Annotated in this window: 14 protein-coding genes and 1 pseudogene; all 15 read right to left on the bottom strand. The window is 73.0% G+C overall.

Annotated elements, in window-relative coordinates; translation table 11 throughout:
- Positions 1-7: 7 nt before the first annotated feature.
- Positions 8-841: a (d)CMP kinase gene (cmk, locus tag IFT90_RS06095; RefSeq protein WP_199861731.1), complete on the bottom strand. Its 834-nt coding sequence runs from the start codon at positions 839-841 to the stop codon at positions 8-10.
- A complete protein-coding gene (locus tag IFT90_RS06090; RefSeq protein ID WP_192041478.1) occupies positions 838-2,025 on the bottom strand; it encodes a prephenate dehydrogenase in 1,188 nt (395 codons plus the stop codon). The genes cmk and IFT90_RS06090 overlap by 4 nt, the downstream gene beginning before the upstream one ends.
- Positions 2,026-3,380: 1,355 nt before the next feature.
- Positions 3,381-4,163, bottom strand: a pseudogene (locus IFT90_RS16865) (pseudouridine synthase); the annotation flags it as partial.
- Positions 4,153-4,779, bottom strand: a complete 627-nt coding sequence (gene scpB / locus IFT90_RS06080; protein ID WP_192041477.1) for an SMC-Scp complex subunit ScpB — start codon at positions 4,777-4,779, stop codon at positions 4,153-4,155. The gene scpB and the pseudogene IFT90_RS16865, both read right to left, overlap by 11 nt.
- Positions 4,769-5,626: a segregation/condensation protein A gene (locus IFT90_RS06075; protein ID WP_192041476.1), complete on the bottom strand. Its 858-nt coding sequence runs from the start codon at positions 5,624-5,626 to the stop codon at positions 4,769-4,771. The genes scpB and IFT90_RS06075 overlap by 11 nt, the downstream gene beginning before the upstream one ends.
- The gene (locus IFT90_RS06070; RefSeq protein ID WP_192041475.1) at positions 5,610-6,509 is read right to left on the bottom strand and encodes a ParA family protein; all 900 of its coding nucleotides are present in this window, start codon (positions 6,507-6,509) and stop codon (positions 5,610-5,612) included. The genes IFT90_RS06075 and IFT90_RS06070 overlap by 17 nt, the downstream gene beginning before the upstream one ends.
- 94 nt (positions 6,510-6,603) lie before the next feature.
- On the bottom strand, positions 6,604-7,527 hold the full coding sequence (locus IFT90_RS06065; RefSeq protein WP_192041474.1) for a site-specific tyrosine recombinase XerD: 924 nt from the start codon (positions 7,525-7,527) through the stop codon (positions 6,604-6,606).
- Between the two features lie 34 nt (positions 7,528-7,561).
- Entirely contained in the window at positions 7,562-8,134 is a 573-nt protein-coding gene (locus IFT90_RS06060) for an NUDIX domain-containing protein (protein WP_371740835.1), read from the bottom strand.
- A 3-nt stretch (positions 8,135-8,137) separates the two neighbouring features.
- Positions 8,138-9,883, bottom strand: a complete 1,746-nt coding sequence (locus IFT90_RS06055) for a CTP synthase (protein ID WP_192041473.1) — start codon at positions 9,881-9,883, stop codon at positions 8,138-8,140.
- 140 nt (positions 9,884-10,023) lie between these two features.
- Positions 10,024-11,733, bottom strand: a complete 1,710-nt coding sequence (recN, locus tag IFT90_RS06050; RefSeq protein WP_192041472.1) for a DNA repair protein RecN — start codon at positions 11,731-11,733, stop codon at positions 10,024-10,026.
- On the bottom strand, positions 11,730-12,653 hold the full coding sequence (locus tag IFT90_RS06045; RefSeq protein ID WP_371740959.1) for an NAD kinase: 924 nt from the start codon (positions 12,651-12,653) through the stop codon (positions 11,730-11,732). The genes recN and IFT90_RS06045 overlap by 4 nt, the downstream gene beginning before the upstream one ends.
- 5 nt (positions 12,654-12,658) lie before the next feature.
- A complete protein-coding gene (locus tag IFT90_RS06040; protein ID WP_192042248.1) occupies positions 12,659-13,504 on the bottom strand; it encodes an SAM-dependent methyltransferase in 846 nt (281 codons plus the stop codon).
- A gap of 8 nt (positions 13,505-13,512) precedes the next feature.
- Positions 13,513-13,728: a hypothetical protein gene (locus IFT90_RS06035; protein ID WP_207106316.1), complete on the bottom strand. Its 216-nt coding sequence runs from the start codon at positions 13,726-13,728 to the stop codon at positions 13,513-13,515.
- 1 nt (position 13,729) lies between these two features.
- Positions 13,730-14,734 (bottom strand): HAD-IIA family hydrolase, encoded by a 1,005-nt coding sequence (locus IFT90_RS06030; RefSeq protein ID WP_371812152.1) that lies wholly within the window; start codon positions 14,732-14,734, stop codon positions 13,730-13,732.
- On the bottom strand, positions 14,727-15,707 hold the full coding sequence (locus IFT90_RS06025; RefSeq protein WP_199861729.1) for a hypothetical protein: 981 nt from the start codon (positions 15,705-15,707) through the stop codon (positions 14,727-14,729). Before IFT90_RS06025 ends, IFT90_RS06030 begins: the two co-directional genes overlap by 8 nt.
- Positions 15,708-16,444 lie beyond the last annotated feature (737 nt).

The following is a 16,444-nucleotide window of genomic DNA, read 5'->3' as shown; positions in this document are numbered from 1 at the left end:
GAGGCTCCTAGCGTGTGGGGGTGCTCGCTCGCACGAGCTCGACCACGGCCTGCACCGTCTGGTCGAAGTCGAGATGGGTGGAGTCGACGGTCGACACGCCCTCGGCGGCGGTCATGAAGTCGACGACCTTGCTGTCCAGCCGGTCGCGGGTCGACAGCTGCCGAGCGGTCTCCTCGGCGGACTGCCCGGTGACCTCGGCGGAACGCCTGGCCATCCTAGCCTCTTCGCTCGCCGTCAACAGGATGCGCACCTGGGCGTCGGGCGCCACGACCGTGGTGATGTCGCGGCCCTCGGTCACGATGCCGGGCCGGTCGGTCGAGGCGATGATGCGACGGAACAGGTCCACCATGAAGCGCCGCACCTCCGGCAGCTTGGCCACGTGGCTGACGGCGCCGGTCACGCGGGGCGTGCGGATCTCGTCCGTGACGTCCGCGCCTCCCACGGTCACCGAGGAGGCGCGGGCCGGGTCGATCTCGATCGCGTACGCGAACGAGGGCAGCGCCCCGATCACCGCGTCCGGGTCGTCGAGGTCGACGCCGCTGTCGAGCGCGTGCAGGGCGAAGGCGCGGTAGGCCGCGCCCGTGTCCTGGTAGTCGTAGCCGAGGGCCAAGGCGGAGGCGCGGCTCACGCTGGACTTGCCGCTGCCGGCCGGGCCGTCGACGGCCACGACGACGTGCCGGTGCACCGCCTCCGCGGTCCGCTCGCGCAGCTCGGCGGTGTGCGCCTCGCCGGCAGGGCCGCCCACGCCGTGCTCGCCCGGGGTGCGCTCGAGGTCGGTCTCGACGGGCGAGCCTGCGGAGCCAGCCGAGCCGACGGGCCCGGTCGTGCCCTCGGCGCTCATGCGAACGCCCCGGACACGGTCCAGCCGCGCCCCTCGAGCTCGGCGACGAGTCGTTCTTCTTGTTCGGGCACGATGCTGACCTCCGCGAGTCCCACCTGCGCGCCGGGCGAGTGCTCCAGCCGCAGGTCTTCCAGGTTGACGCCGATGTCGCCGATGTCGGCGAGCAGGCGGGCGATCTGGCCCGGGGCGTCGTCGACGATGACGACGACCGAGCTGAACCGTGTCGACTGCCCGTGCTTGCCGGGCAGGCGTGCGACGCCGGTGTTGCCGGCACCGATGGCCTCGGCGACCGTGCGGCGTGCGCCCGGGGCCGAGGGGTCGGCGAGCGCCGCGATCACGCCGTCGAGGTCGTCGCGCAGGTCACGCAGCACCTCCACGACGCGGGACGCGTTGGCGCCGAGGATCTGCACCCACAGGGCCGGGTCGCTGGCGGCGATGCGCGTGACGTCGCGCACTCCCCCGCCGGCGAGCCCCAGGGAGGCGTCGGTCGCGTCGCGCAGACGCGTCGCCATGAGGCTCGACACGACCTGCGGCACGTGGCTGACGAGGGCGACGCCCGCGTCGTGCTCCTCGGGCGTCATCTCGATCGGGGTGGCGCCGAGGTCGAGGGCGAGGTCCTCGACGGCCGCGGCGCGGCGGTAGCTGATGTCGTCGTGGCCGGCGATGACCCACGGACGGCCGGCGAACAGGTCGGCGCGGGCCGAGATGGCGCCGCCGCGCTCGCGACCGGCCATGGGGTGCGAGCCGATGTAGCGCGAGACGTCGGCGCCGCGGGCACGGAGCTCGTCGAGCGGCGCGACCTTGACCGAGGCGACGTCGGTGACCAGCGCCTCCGGGAACGCGTCGAGCTCGCGGTGCACGATCTCGGCGGTGACGTCGGGCGGCACGGCGACGACGACGAGCACAGGGGCGTCGCCCTCGGCGGCGACGCGACCCGCGCCGTAGTCGACGGCCAGGCTGCGGGCCGCGGGCGAGGCGTCGTCGAGGATCACGTCGACGCCGTGCTCGCGCAGCCGCAGCCCGATGCTCGTGCCGAGCAGGCCGGAGCCCACGATCCGCACCTGGCCGTCGAGACGGCGCGTGCCGCCGACGAGGTCGTCGACGGTCGCACCGGGGCGTGCCGAGCCCGTGCTCGCGTCAGCGACGCTGAGGTCCGTCGAGGAGGCGCGGGTCGGGTCGGTCACGAACGCCCGCCCCCGCGGGGACCACGTCCCCCGTCGTCGGGGCGGCCACGGAACGGACGGTCGCCGCCGCGCTCGGGGCGTCCGCCACGGTCGTCGCGACCGGAACGGTCGTCACGACCCTGGTAGCCACCACCGGCAGGACGACCACCACGGTCATCACGACCCTGGTAACCGCCACCAGCAGGACGACCACCACGGTCATCACGACCCTGGTAGCCACCACCGGCAGGACGACCACCACGGTCATCGCGACCCTGGTAGCCGCCGCGCTCGGGGCGTCCACCGCGGTCGTCACGTGCACCACGGTCATCGCGACCCTGGTAGCCGCCACCCGCCGGGCGACCGCCACGGTCGTCACGACCCTGGTAGCCGCCGCGCTCGGGGCGTCCACCGCGGTCGTCACGTGCACGACGGTCGTCGCGACCCTGGTAGCCGCCGCGGTCGTCGCCGTCACGGGCGCTGCGGTCCTCGCGGCCGCCGCGGCCGGATCCGGGTCCGCCGGCACGGACGCCGGAGGGGCGGCCGGTGCGCGGGTCCTTGGGCAGGTCGCGGTTCGGGTAGCCGGCGGCGCGTTCCTCGCCGGGGCTCAGCGGGCGGTCTCCACCACGGGGAGCGCCGCCACGGTCGTCGCGGGACACGTAGCCGCCGCGGTCCGGGCGTCCGCCACGGTCGTCACGCGACACGAAGCCACCGCGCTCGGGACGGGCACCACGGTCGTCGCGACCCTGGTATCCGCCACCAGCGGGACGCCCGCCACGGTCGTCGCGACCCTGGTAGCCGCCACGCTCGGGGCGTCCACCACGGTCGTCACGCCGGTCGTCGCGACCCTGGTACCCGCCACCGGCAGGACGCCCGCCACGGTCGTCGCGACCCTGGTACCCGCCACGCTCGGGGCGTCCACCACGGTCGTCGCGAGCAGCTCCGCCGCGAGCGCCCGAGCCCGGGCGGTCGGCGCGGGGGGCGTAGCCGCCACGGTCCTCGCGAGCGGCGTAGCCCCCACGATCGCCACGGTCCTGGTAGCCGCCGCGCTCAGGGCGTCCGCCACGGTCGTCACGCACGGGGCGCCCGCCGCGGTCTGCGCCCTGCTCGCGGCGTCCTGCCTGCTCGCGCCGCACCTCCGCGCGTCGCGACACCGGGGCGTCGCCCTTGCCGACGCCGGCACGGGGACCGGCACCGGGCACGCGGCGACGGGCGTCGCGGGCGTCGGTCTCGGGGTCGTACTCGTCGTCGTCCTCGTCGTAGAACTCCTTCTCGACCTCGTCCGCGTCGAGGGCGACCTCGACCACGTCGGCCTCGTCGACGGGAGCGTCGCCGCTCTCGATCGTGGGCACGGAGTCGACCTTCGGCGACGGCGAGGCGTCGCGCGCGATCGTGAGGATGGCACCGAGCTCGGTCTTGTTCAGCGAGCGGACGTGGCCCGCCTTGAGGGTGCCGAGGTGCAGCGGCCCGAAGGAGCGACGCACGAGGTCGATGACGGGGTGGCCGACCTCCTCCATCATGCGGCGGACGATGCGGTTGCGCCCCGAGTGCAGGGTGATCTCGACCAGGGACGAGTCGGCGGAGCGCGACAGGCCCGCGCCTCCTGCGACGACGGTGGCGCGGTCGGCGGCGATCGGGCCGTCCTCGAGGTCGACGCCGGCGAGCAGCTGCGCCAGCACGGCGGGCGTGACGACGCCGCGCACCTTGGCGATGTAGGTCTTGGTGACGCCGAAGGACGGATGCGCGAGCACGTGGGCGAGCTCGCCGTCGTTCGTCAGCAGCAGCAGGCCGCTGGTCTCGACGTCGAGGCGGCCGACGTTGAACAGGCGCTCCTCGAAGTCCGAGGTGAACTGGCGCAGGTCGGGGCGGTCGGCCTCGTCGCTCATCGTGCTGACGACGCCGACGGGCTTGTTGAGCATCACGTAGCGACGCGTCGTGTCGAGCTGGACCGCGGCGCCGTCGACGACGACCTTGTCCTTCTCGGGGTCGATGCGGCGACCGGCCTCGGTGACGACCTTGCCGTTGACGGTGACACGTCCTGCGGCGATCAGGTCCTCGGAGACGCGGCGCGAGGCGACGCCCGCGGCGGCCATGACCTTCTGCAGGCGCTCGCCCGTGGGCAGGTCGTCGTCGGGGGTGGTGGTGGGGTCAGATGACATCGTCGAATCCTCCGGATCCGTCAGGGAGGAGCGGGGAGATCAGCGGGAGCTCGTCGAGCGAGGCGATGCCGAGGTGGGTCAACAGGAGATCCGTCGTTTCGTAGGTGAGGGCGCCGGTCTCGGGGTCGGTGGACGACTCCGTGACCAGGCCGCGACCCACCAGTGTACGGACGACCGAGTCGACGTTGACCGCGCGGATCTGCGCGATGCTGCTCCGGGTGATGGGTTGCTTGTAGGCGATGACCGCCAGCGTCTCGAGAGCCGCCTGCGACAGTCTGGACGGGTTCTCCGTCAGCACGAAATCGCGGACGACGGGATCCAGCTCTTCCCGGACGTAGAACCGCCAGCCCCCGCCGACCTCTCGCAGCTCGAAGCCGCGCCGGCGCGTGCCGTCGACGCCGTCGAAGTCGGCGACCAGGTCGGCCACCGCACGGCGCACCTCCGCGGTCGGTCGCCCCACGGCGGCGGCGAGCGAGAGCAGCGACTGCGGCTCGTCGGCGACCAGCAGCACGGCCTCGAGCGCCCGGGCGGTCGCGCGGTCGTCGTCGGTGCGGTGGCGCGGCCCGTCGTCGACGGCGCGGCGAGCCGAGGAGGCGGTCGTCGCGTCAGCCGTCATAGTCGGCCCCCAGCGAGTCCAGCGCCTCGTCGGTCCAGTGCTCGGCCACCCAGCGCACGCTGAGCTCGCCGAGCGGCTCGACCTGCTCGAACTTCAGCGATCCGTGCCGGTAGAGCTCGAGGAGCGCGAGGAACCGCGCGACGACGACGCCCTTCTGGTCGACGTCGGCCACGAGCTCGCGGAACGTGGCGACCCCGGCGCGGCGCAGCATCGCGACGACCCAGGCGGCCTGCTCGCGGATGCTCACGAGCGGGGCGTGCAGGTGGTCGAGGCCCACGGTCGGCACGGCCTGGGGAGTAAGCGCGAAGGCGGCGAGCGCCGCGAAGTCGTCGGGCGAGAGCGTCCACACCAGTTCGGGCGTCGTGACGCGGTACTTCTCCTCCAGCCGCACGGTGCGGGGGTGGCGGCGGGACTCGACGGCGCCGCGCTCGGCGAACCACTCGGCCGCCTGCTTGAAGGCGCGGTACTGCAGCAGCCGGGCGAAGAGCAGGTCGCGCGCCTCGAGCAGCGCCACGTCCTCCGCGTCGACGAGCTCGCCCTGGGGCAGCAGGCCGGCGACCTTGAGGTCGAGCAGGGTCGCGGCGACGACGATGAACTGGCTGGCCTGGTCGAGGTCCTCGTCGGTGTCGACGGTGCGCAGGTAGGCGATGAACTCGTCGGTGACCGCGCTGAGCGCCACCTCGGTGACGTCCATCTCGCGCTTGCCGATCAGGGTCAGCAGGAGGTCGAACGGACCGCTGAAGTTGTCGAGGACGACCTCGAACCCCCGCGCCGACGCACCGGCTGCGGGATCGGGGGCACCGCTCGGGTCGGCGACGACGGCGGGGGCCTCAGGCTGCGGCACCACGCGCGATCAGCTCTCGGGCCAGCTGGCGATAGGCCTGCGCCGCCGGGTGCTCGGGGGCGAACTGGGTGATGGGGATGCCGGCGACCGAGGCGTCGGGGAACTTCACGGTGCGGCCGATGACGGTCTCGAGCACCTCGTCGCCGAACGCGTCGACGACCCGCTCGAGCACCTCGCGGCTGTGCAGGGTACGCGAGTCGAACATCGTCGGCAGGATGCCGTCGAGCGTGATGGCGGGGTTCAGCCGGTCGCGGACCTTCTCGATCGTCTCGACGAGCAGGGCCACGCCGCGCAGGGCGAAGAACTCGCACTCGAGCGGGATGAGCACGCCGTGCGCCGCGGTGAGGGCGTTGACGGTCAGCAGGCCGAGCGAGGGCTGGCAGTCGATCAGGATGACGTCGTACTCGGCGCTGACCTGGCGGATGATGCGGGCGAGGATCTGCTCGCGGGCGACCTCGTTGACGAGGTGCACCTCGGCGGCGGAGAGGTCGATGTTCGCGGGCATGACGTCGAGGTCGTGCACGCGGGTCGGCACGATCACGTCGTGCGCATCTTTGACGGAGCCGATCATGAGGTCGTAGATCGTGGGCTGGTCGTGCGCCTGCACGCCGAGACCCGCGGTGAGGGCGCCCTGGGGGTCGAAGTCGATGGCGAGCACGCGACGGCCGTACTCGGCGAACGCGGCGCCGAGGTTGATGGTGGTCGTGGTCTTGCCGACGCCGCCCTTCTGGTTGCAGAGGGTGATGATGCGCGCGGGGCCGTGGCCGTCGAGGGGCTCGGGGACGGCGAACTCGGTGCGCGGGCGACCGGTGGGACCGTTCGCGGGGACGGTCGCGGGAGCGCTCTCGAAGAGGGCGGGCGTGCTCGAGGTCGACTTGGTGCTCACACGTCGATGGTACCGGCGGCCCTCGGCCCGGCCGGGCTGACGCGCCCGTCCCGCGGGCAGGAAGCCTCATGCGGCGGATGAAGGTAGTGCCTGGTCAGGAGGCAGGTCGGAGGGCCCGCGGGTGGGCCGTGACGTACATGTCCCGCAGGGCGTCCGCCGTCACGAGCGTGTAGATCTGCGTCGTCGCGACGGACGAGTGCCCGAGGAGTTCCTGCACCACTCGCACGTCGGCGCCGCCCTCGAGCAGGTGCGTCGCGAACGAGTGCCGCAGGGTGTGCGGCGAGACGTCGACGTCGAGCTCGGCGCGCTCGGCCGCGGCCTGGATGACGAGCCAGGCGCTCTGGCGCGAGAGCCGGGCGCCCCTCGCCCCGAGGAACAGCGCGGGCGTCGCGTCGCCGCGCGCCGAGAACTCGGGTCGGCCCCGCACGAGCCACGCGTCGAGCGCCCGCCGCGCGAAGCTGCCCACGGGCACGATCCGCTGCTTGCCGCCCTTGCCGAACAGCCGCACGACGTCTCCCCCGTCGATGACGTCGTCGACGTTGAGCGCCACGGCCTCGCTCACGCGGGCGCCCGTCGCGTAGAGCAGCTCGAGCAGCGCCTTGTCGCGCACGCGGGCCGGCTCGTCGCCGTCGGTCGCGGCCAACAGGGCCTCGACCTGCGCGACCGAGATGGCCTTGGGCAGGCGCGAGGGCAGCTTCGGCGGGCGGACGCCGGCCGCGACGTCGACGGCGACCAGCCCCTCCTCGTGCAGGAACCGGTGGAGGCCCCGCACCGACGAGAGCACCCGGGCCACGCTGGAGGCGCGCAGCGGGTCGTCCGCACGGGTCGCCAGCGCGGCCGGGAAGGCCGCGACGTCCGCCGGCGCGACCTCCTCGACGGAGGCGCGTCCCGCCTCCTCGAGGTGCGCCGCCCAGAGCACGAGGTCGCGCCGGTAGGCGGCCGTGGTGTTCGGGGACAGGCCGCGCTCGACCGTGACGTGCCTCAGGTAGCGGGCTACCGCCTCCTCGATCGAGGTCATCGTCCGCTCGTCCCGACCGCCGGCCGCCGCGTCGTCAGCGGCGGGCGGCGACGGTCGCGGCCAGGGCCGCGATGCTGAGGATGGAGTTGTGCAGGCGCCCGGCGAGCACGCCGTCGACGATCTCGTCGAGGGCGACCCAGCGCTTCTCGATGTCTGCTTCTTCGTCGGTGCGGTCGAAAGCAGCAGCGGTCGCGGTCACGCCGGTGGCCCGGTAGACCGTGACCATCTCGTCGTTGCCCCCGGGGGTGGTGTGGAACGAGACGAGCTCGTCCCAGTCGGTCGCCTCGAGGTCGGCCTCCTCGGCCAGCTCGCGCTTGGCCGCGTCGAGCTTCGACTCGCCCTCGGCGTCGAGCAGGCCGGCGGGCAGCTCCCAGTCGCGGGTGCGGATCGGGTGCCGGTACTGCTTGATGACCAGAACGCGGTCGTGCTCGTCGACCGCGAGCACCGCCACGGCACCGGTGTGCGCGACGTACTCGCGCGTCATCGGCGAGCCGTTGTAGTCGACGACGTCGCGGACGACGTTCCAGACGGCGCCCTCGAAGACCGTCTCGGAGGAGGTGACGGTCGGGTCGGCGGGCTCGTCCCGCAGCAGCTCGGAGTCGGCCACGGCTCAGGACCGCCCGGGGGCAGCGGCCTCGGCAGCGCCGTCGGCCGTGTCCACGGCCGCAGCGACCGCGTCGGCACGGGTCTCGCTCGCGTCGTCGCCCTCGTCCGCGAAGAGGCGGCTCGAGTTCTGGCGCTCGAGCGACGCCCCGACGAGGCCGCTGAAGAGCGGGTGCGCGCGGTTGGGGCGCGACCGCAGCTCGGGGTGCGCCTGGGTGCCGATGTAGAACGGGTGCTCGGCGCGGTCGAGCTCGACGTACTCGACGAGGGTGCCGTCGGGCGACGTGCCCGAGAACACGAGTCCCGCGTCGGCGATCTGCTGGCGGTACTGGTTCGAGACCTCGTAGCGGTGGCGGTGGCGCTCGTCGACCAGCTCGGAGCCGTACAGCTCAGCCGCGAGCGAGCCGGGCTGGAGGGCGGCCGGGTAGAGGCCGAGTCGCATGGTGCCGCCCAGGTCGCCGTCGGCGATGATGTCGACCTGCTCGGCCATCGTCGCGATGACCGGGAACTCGGTGTCGGGGTCGAACTCGGACGAGGAGGCGCCGGCCAGGCCGGCCTTGTCGCGGGCGTACTCGATGACCATGCACTGCAGGCCGAGGCAGAGGCCGAGCGTCGGGATGCCGTTCTCTCGGGCGAACTTCAGGGCGCCGAGCTTGCCCTCGATGCCGCGGATGCCGAAGCCGCCGGGCACGCAGATGCCGTCGACCTGCGACAGCGCCGCCGCGGCGCCCTCGGGCGTCTCGCAGTCGTCCGACGGGATCCAGACGAGCTTCGCCTTGGCCTGGTGGGCGAAGGCACCGGCACGGAGGGCCTCGGTGACCGACAGGTAGGCGTCGGGCAGGTCGATGTACTTGCCGACGAGGCCGATGGTGACCTCGTGCTTCGGCTGGTGCACCGCGTCGAGCACGGTCTGCCAGCCGGACCAGTCGACCTCGCCCGCCTTCTCGGCCAGGCCGAGGTGGCGGATGATGTACGAGTCGAGGCCCTGCTCGTTGAGCATCGAGGGGATGTCGTAGATGCTCGCGACGTCCTTCGCGTTGACGACCGCATCTTCGTCGACGTCGCACATCAGCGCGATCTTGCGCTTGTTCGCCTCGCTCACGGGGCGGTCGCTGCGGAGCACGAGCGCGTCGGGCTGGATGCCGATCGAGCGGAGCGCCGCGACGGAGTGCTGCGTCGGCTTCGTCTTCTGCTCGCCCGAGGCGCCCATGTAGGGCACGAGCGAGACGTGCACGAAGAAGACGTTGTTCCGCCCCAGCTCGTGGCGCACCTGACGAGCCGACTCGATGAACGGCTGGCTCTCGATGTCGCCGACGGTGCCGCCGACCTCGGTGATGATGACGTCGGGGGCCACGTCGCCCTCGGCCTGCTGGCGCATGCGGCGCTTGATCTCGTCCGTGATGTGCGGGATGACCTGGACGGTGTCGCCGAGGTACTCGCCGCGACGCTCCTTCGCGATGACGGTCGAGTACACCTGGCCCGTCGTCACGTTGGCGGCCTGGTCGAGGTCGATGTCGAGGAACCGCTCGTAGTGGCCGATGTCGAGGTCGGTCTCGGCGCCGTCGTCGGTGACGAACACCTCGCCGTGCTGGAACGGGTTCATCGTGCCCGGGTCGACGTTGAGGTACGGGTCGAGCTTCTGCATGACCACGCGCAGCCCGCGCGCCGTGAGCAGGTTGCCGAGGCTGGCGGCCGTCAGGCCCTTGCCGAGCGACGACACGACGCCGCCGGTGACGAAGATGTGCTTCGTCACGCTGGGGTTGCTGCGACCCGCAGAAGGAGACTCAGAAGGCCCACCTCCGTCGATCGAGGAGGAATCAAGGCCCGAGTTCTCAACGTTCACCACGGGATTCCATCCTATGTCACGCGAGGCCGGTCGGCCACCGCTGCCTGTCACGAGTGTGTGACGGCGCGGCCGGCCGCCGCGAGCTCGAGCAGCTCGCGGGCGTGGTCGAGCCCGCTCGCGCTGTCGGGCAGCCCCGAGAGCAGCCGGGCCATCTCGGCGACCCGCTCGTCGCCCTCGAGCTGCTGCACGCTGCTCGCGGTGACCTCGCCCGACGCGTCCTTCACGACGCGGAGGTGGTTCGTCGCGAACGCGGCGACCTGCGCGAGGTGGGTCACGACGATGACCTGGGCGCGCTCGGACAGCGCGGCCAGCCGACGGCCGATCTCGATCGCCGCCGACCCGCCGACGCCGGCGTCGACCTCGTCGAAGACGAAGGTCGGCACGTCGCTCGACCCGGCCATGACGACCTCGAGGGCGAGCATGACGCGCGAGAGCTCGCCTCCCGAGGCGCCCTTGCCGAGCGGCCGGGGCTCGCTGCCCGGGTGCGGGCGCAGCAGCAGCGACACGACGTCGGCACCGGTGCTGCCGAGCTCGTCGCGCGGGGTGACCTCGACGACGATCTCGGCACCGGCCATGGCGAGCGCGGAGAGCTCGGCGCTGACGCGCTCGGACAGGTCGGCACCGGAGGCGCGGCGCAGGTCGCTGAGGACCCCGGCCCTGGTCTCGGCCTCGGCCCGGAACTGCGCCACCTCGTCGTCGAGCGAGGCGAGCCGGTCGTCGTCGCCGTCGAGCTCGACCAGGCGCCTGCTGCCCTCGTCGAGCAGCCGCAGCACGTCGTCGAGGCCCGGACCGTGCTTGCGCAGCAGCGACGACAGCTCGGCACGACGGGTCTGGACCGCCTCGAGGTCGCCCGCCGCGTCGGCGTCGAGGCCGCCGAGGTAGCTCGACAGGCGTGACGACGACTCGGACACCTGCACGCTGACCTCGGCCAGCAGGTCGGCGATCGGCGCGAGCGCGGGGTCGTGCGGGGCGACGCGCTCGACCTGCCGCCGCGCCTCCTCGACGAGCGAGAGGACGTCGCGGGTGCCGTCGACGGCGTCCGTGGAGAGGATCTCGTGGGCGAGGCCGGCGGCGAGCCGGAGGTCCTCGGAGTTGCTGAGCCGGTCGGCCGTCGCGTCCAGCTCGTCGAGCTCGCCGGCCACGGGAGCCGCCGCCTCGATCTCGTCGATGGCGGCGCGCAGCGCGTCGGCCTCGGCACGGCGCTCGTCGCGGTCGCGGGTGATCTCGGCGAGCTCGTCACGGGCGGCCGTCCACGCCTCGAACGCGGCCCGGTAGGAGGCGGCAGCCGCAGCGAGGGGCGCACCTCCGTGCGCGTCCACCGCCGCCCGCTGCGCCTGCGCCGACTTGAGCCGGATCTGCTCGGACTGCCCGTGGACGACCACGAGGTGGTCGGCGAGGTCGCCCAGCACGCCGATCGGGGCGGACCGACCGCCCACGACGGCCCGGCTGCGGCCCTCGGCCGAGACGACGCGGCTGAGGAAGAGCTCGCCGTCGTCGACGTCTCCCCCGGCGTCGCGGACGCGCTCGACCACGGCGCCGTCGGCCGGGACGACCCACCGGCCGTCGACGACCGCCTGGGTGCTGCCCGAGCGGACGATGCCGCTCTCGGCGCGCTGTCCGAGCAACAGTCCGAGCGCGGTGACGACCATGGTCTTGCCGGCGCCGGTCTCGCCGGTCACGGCGGTGAAGCCCGGCCCGAGGGGCAGGGTCGCGCGGCCGATGACGCCGAGGTCGCGGATCGCGATCTCCTCGATCACGACGCGTCTCCCTGCTCGGGGCCGCGCCAGCCGGTCACGGGGAGCTTGAACTTGGCGACGAGGCGGTCGGTGAACGGCCCCTGTCGCAGGCGGGCCAGCAGCACGGGCTGGTCCGAGCGCGTGCACTCGACACGGGCGCCGGGCGGCAGGTCGTGCTCGCGGCGTCCGTCGCACCAGAGGATGCCGCGGCCGTCGGTGCGGCTCATCACCTCGACGGCGAGCGTCGAGTCGGGGCCGACGACCAGCGGACGGGCGAAGAGGGCATGGGCGCTCAGCGGCACGAGCAGCAGCGCCTGCACCTCGGGCCAGACGACCGGGCCTCCGGCGGAGAACGAGTAGGCGGTCGACCCGGTGGGCGTCGACATGACGACCCCGTCGCAGCCGAACGACGAGAGGGGCCGCCCGTCGACCTCGATGACGACCTCGAGCATCCGCTCGCGCGACGCCTTCTCGACGGTCGCCTCGTTCATCGCCCAGGTGCGCCAGACGACCTCGGAGCCCTCGACGACGCGCACGTCGAGGGCGAAGCGCTCCTCGACGTCGTAGTCGCGCGCGACGACGCGTGACACGGCGTACGCCATCTCGTCGCGCTCGCTCTCGGCGAGGAACCCGACGTGGCCGAGGTTGACCCCGAGGATCGGGGCACGCGTGCCCCGGACCAGCTCGGCGGCCCGGAGGATGGTGCCGTCGCCGCCGAGGACGATGACGCACTCGAGGGCGTCGAGCGCGACGTCCTCGCCGAGGATGTCGACCGGCTCGATGTCGGGCGCCGCGGTCTTGATGTCGTCCCACTCGTCACGCGAGAGCACGGGCACGACGCCCGCGCCGACCAGGAGGGCGCAGACCTCGAGGGCGGCGTCGAGCGAGTCGCGTCTCCCGGTGTGGGAGACGACGAGGACGTGCCGTGTCGTCGTGTCGATCTGTCTCACGCTCCCGTCGTGCTCTCGGACCTGCCGAGCCATTCTGTCGGATTCGACCCGTGGCGAGCCGAGAACCGCACGACGTACTCCTTGTTGCCCGCCGTCCCGACGATCGGTGAGGGGATGATCCCCGCCGTGCCGAGGCCCAGGTCATGGGCAGCCCAGAGGACTCCGGTGACGGCCTCGTTCCGCAGCCGGGCGTCGTGCACGACTCCCTCTCGGATGCCCTGCCGTCCCACCTCGAACTGCGGTTTCACGAGCAGCACGAAGTCGCTCTCCACAGGCACGCTGGCCACCAGCGCCGGCAGCACCATCGTGAGCGAGATGAACGACAGGTCGGCGACGACGAGGTCGATCGAGGAGGCGCGGTCGCTGAGGCCCTGCAGCTGGTCGGCCTCGAGGTAGCGCGCGTTCACGCCCTCGACCACCGTGACGCGCTGGTCGCTGCGGATCGACGGCGACAGCTGACCGTGTCCGACGTCGAGCGCGACGACGTGGTCGACGCCCCGCTCGAGCAGCACCTGCGTGAAGCCGCCCGTCGACGCGCCCACGTCGAGCGCCGTGCGACCGCTCGGGTCGACGTCGAAGGCGTCGAGCGCCGCGAGGAGCTTGTGAGCCGCGCGGCTCACGTAGTGGTCGAGGCCGGCCACCTCGACGGTGTCCGACTCGGCCACGCGGGTCGACGCCTTGACGGCGCCCGATCCGTTCACCGTGACGAGGCCGTCGGCGAGGAGGCGGGCGGCGTGCGTGCGGGATCGCGCGAGCCCCCGAGACGCGAGCGCCGCGTCGAGGCGCTGACCGGACCGCTCCGCTTGCTCGGCGGACGAGGCGGCGTCCTCCGGCTCCTCGATGCGGACGGTCACCGACCACCCGGGCTGTCGTCGGTCTGACCGGTGTCCCCGCTCGTGCCCTCGAGGGCGACCCGCAGCTCGTCGTGCACGGCGCCGAACGCGACGGCACGCTGGTCGAGGGGGAGGGCCTCGATCGTCCGGAGGCGGCCTGCCAACTCGGCCGTCGCCTCCTCGTCGGACGTCGTGTCGACTGTCCTCGGCTCCTGCTGCATGGTGTCGTCCACCCTACTCACCGGGGTGCAGGGCAGGGTCGATGTCGAGGCCGTAGATCGCCCGTCCGGTGCCCCAGACGGCGTGCGCCCCGGCGCGCAGCAGGTCGACGGGGTCGCCACCGGCCGCGAGGACCCGGACGACGCCGCCGCGGACGGCGACGCGGGCCTGACGCACGGTGACCACGTGGACGTCGTCCTCGTCGTGCTCGACGATCTCGGGATACGGCTGGCTCAGCTCGCGCAGGTCGCCGACGATGAAGTCGGGCCGCGAGCCCTTCTCGGCCGCGAGCACCTGCTTGGCGCCGTCGATGCCGGTCAGCACGAGCACGGAGACGAGCCCGGCACGACGGGCGCCGAGGATGTCGGTGTCGAGCCGGTCGCCGATGAACATCGCGGTCGTGGCGCCGAAGCGCTCGACGGCGGCGGTGAAGATCGGCGTCTCGGGCTTGCCCGCGGTCACGGGCAGACGGCCGACGGCGGTGTGCACGGCGCTGACGAGCGTGCCGTTGCCGGGTGCTGTGCCGCGCTCCTGGGGGATCGTCCAGTCGGTGTTCGTCGCGATCCACGGGATGTCCGCCGCGAGGGCGAACGAGGCCTCGGCGAGGTCGGACCAGCCGACCTCGGGGCTGAAGCCCTGGACGACGGCCGCGGGCTCGTCGTCCGCGGACCGGGTGACACGGAACCCCTCGGCCTCGAGCACGGACGTGAGCCCGTCTCCCCCGACGACGAGGACGGTCGAGCCGGCCGGCACGGCGTCGACGAGGAGGCGCACGGCCGCCTGCGGGGAGGTCACCACGTCGTCCGCGGTCACCTGCAGCCCGTAGCCGCTCAGCTGCGCGGCCACCGTCGCCGCGGTGCGCGAGGCGTTGTTCGTGATGTAGCCGACCCGGTGGGTCTCGGCCGCCGCGGTGAGGCTCTCGACGGCGTGGTCGATCGCGACGGAACCGCGGTAGACGACCCCGTCGAGGTCCGCGAGGACGGTGTCCACGCCGTCCAGGGGCGTGGGGCCGTCAGCCACGGTGCTCGGGCTCCTGGTCCGTGACGGGCTCGTCGTTGCCAACGGGCTCGTCGTCGCCGGCAGGCTCATCGGCGGGGACCGGCTGCTCATCGGCGGGGACCGGCTGCTCATCGGCAGCAGGGTCCTCAACGGCAGCAGGCTCCTCAACGGCAGCAGGCTCCTCAACGGCAGCAGGCTCCTCAACGGCAGCAGGCTCCTCATCGGCAGCCAATGCCCCGTCTGTCTCGGCCACGTCGTCCGCCGCAGGCTCCTCGAGCGACACGGACTCGTCCTCAGCGCCCCACGACTCGTCGAGCTCGAGCTCCTCCTCGACGACCTCGACGGTCTCCCGGTCGTCGTCGCCGTGGTGAGCCTCGAGCGCCGCGTCGGCCCGCTCGGCCAGCGTGCGCCACTCCTCGGCGTCCCGGTCGCGACCGAGGTCCTCGAGGACGGTGGCGTAGGCGTCGAACAAGGCAGGGCTGTACTCGAACGCGCGCCGGCGGTCGAGCTGCGGGATCTCGAGCTCGCCGAGCGCCGCGTCGGGCTGGCCGAGGTCGAGCCGGGCACCGCTCATCGCGATGGCGAGCGACACGCGCACCGACGGCGCGAGGGTCGAGACGTCGACCGAGCGCCCCAGCTCGAGCGCGCGCTCGGGACGCCCCAGCCCGCGTTCGCTGTCCACCATCAGCGGCAGCTGGTCGTCACGGCCGGTGATGCGCCGGTACGTCCGCAGTTCGCGGAGCGTCAGCGCGTAGTCCCCCACCGTGTACGCCGTGATGGCGATCGTCTCGCGCACGACGCCGATGCGACCAGCGCGACGACCGGCCGACAGCGCGTGCTTGTGGGCCTCCTCCGGCTCCTCCTCGATGAGGCGCCCCGCCATGACGAGGTGCTTCGCGACCCAGTCGGCGTTCTCCTTGCTCAGCGTCTTCAGCTCGCCGCGGGCGACCTTGTCCAGGTCGCGGGGCTCGACGTCGTCGGGGACGTGCGCCACCTCCTGCGCCGGCCGGACCGACTTCAGGCCGTAGGGATCGCGATCCTCAGGCGTCTCGCGGTTCCCCTGGTATCCGCTCGAGGGACGTCCACCGGTGGAGGGACGCCCACCACCCGTCGAAGTCCGACCGCCGCCACCGGTGGACGGACGCCCACCACTCGAGGGACGACCGGAACCGGTCGAGGGACGACCGGAACCGGTCGAGGGACGACCGGAACCGGTCGAGGGACGACCGCCGGTCGAGCCCGCACGACCGCCGGTCGAGGGACCGCCTCGCCGGTCTCCCCCACCCTGCGGCCGACCCGAGGAGGCACGGTCCCCGTACGCAGGACGCTCACCGCGCTGGGGCCGGTCGCCTCGGGCCCCGCGGTCGCCGCCCGACGAGCGACCCGACGGCCGCTCCCCCCGTGCACCGCCGTCACGTCCGGAGGACGCGTCTCGTCGGGGTCGGTCGGGTCGGTCGTCGTCGCGGTCGCTCACGGAGATGCTCCTCGTTCTGTCGTGCAGGCAGCTGTTGTGTTGTGGGGGCTCGTGCCCCGGAAGTCGATCGGCCAGGACGAGAGGTGCTCGCTGCGGCCGAGGTACGAGACTACCAACGGATGGGCCCGAGGCGAGCCAGCATCTGTCGGCCACTGACGGGTTAAACAAGAAGAGCCCCTCCAGTGGAGGGGCTCTTCTTTCAAAAGGAGTCCGGCGGTGTCCTACTCTCCCACAAGGTCCCCCTTGCAGTACCATCG

The sequence above is a fragment of the Frigoribacterium sp. CFBP 8766 genome (assembly GCF_014841435.1).
In the GTDB taxonomy this organism is placed as follows: domain Bacteria; phylum Actinomycetota; class Actinomycetes; order Actinomycetales; family Microbacteriaceae; genus Frigoribacterium.
The sequence above is the reverse complement of the archived record's forward strand: the minus strand, read 5'-3'. Positions and strand labels throughout refer to the sequence as shown.

Coding starts and splice junctions, on each gene's coding strand:
- IFT90_RS06065 (WP_192041474.1), bottom strand. CDS start 7,527: ATGACCTCGATCGAGGAGGCGGTAGCCCGCTACCTGAGGCACGTCACG.
- scpB (WP_192041477.1), bottom strand. CDS start 4,779: ATGACGGCTGACGCGACGACCGCCTCCTCGGCTCGCCGCGCCGTCGAC.
- cmk (WP_199861731.1), bottom strand. CDS start 841: ATGAGCGCCGAGGGCACGACCGGGCCCGTCGGCTCGGCTGGCTCCGCA.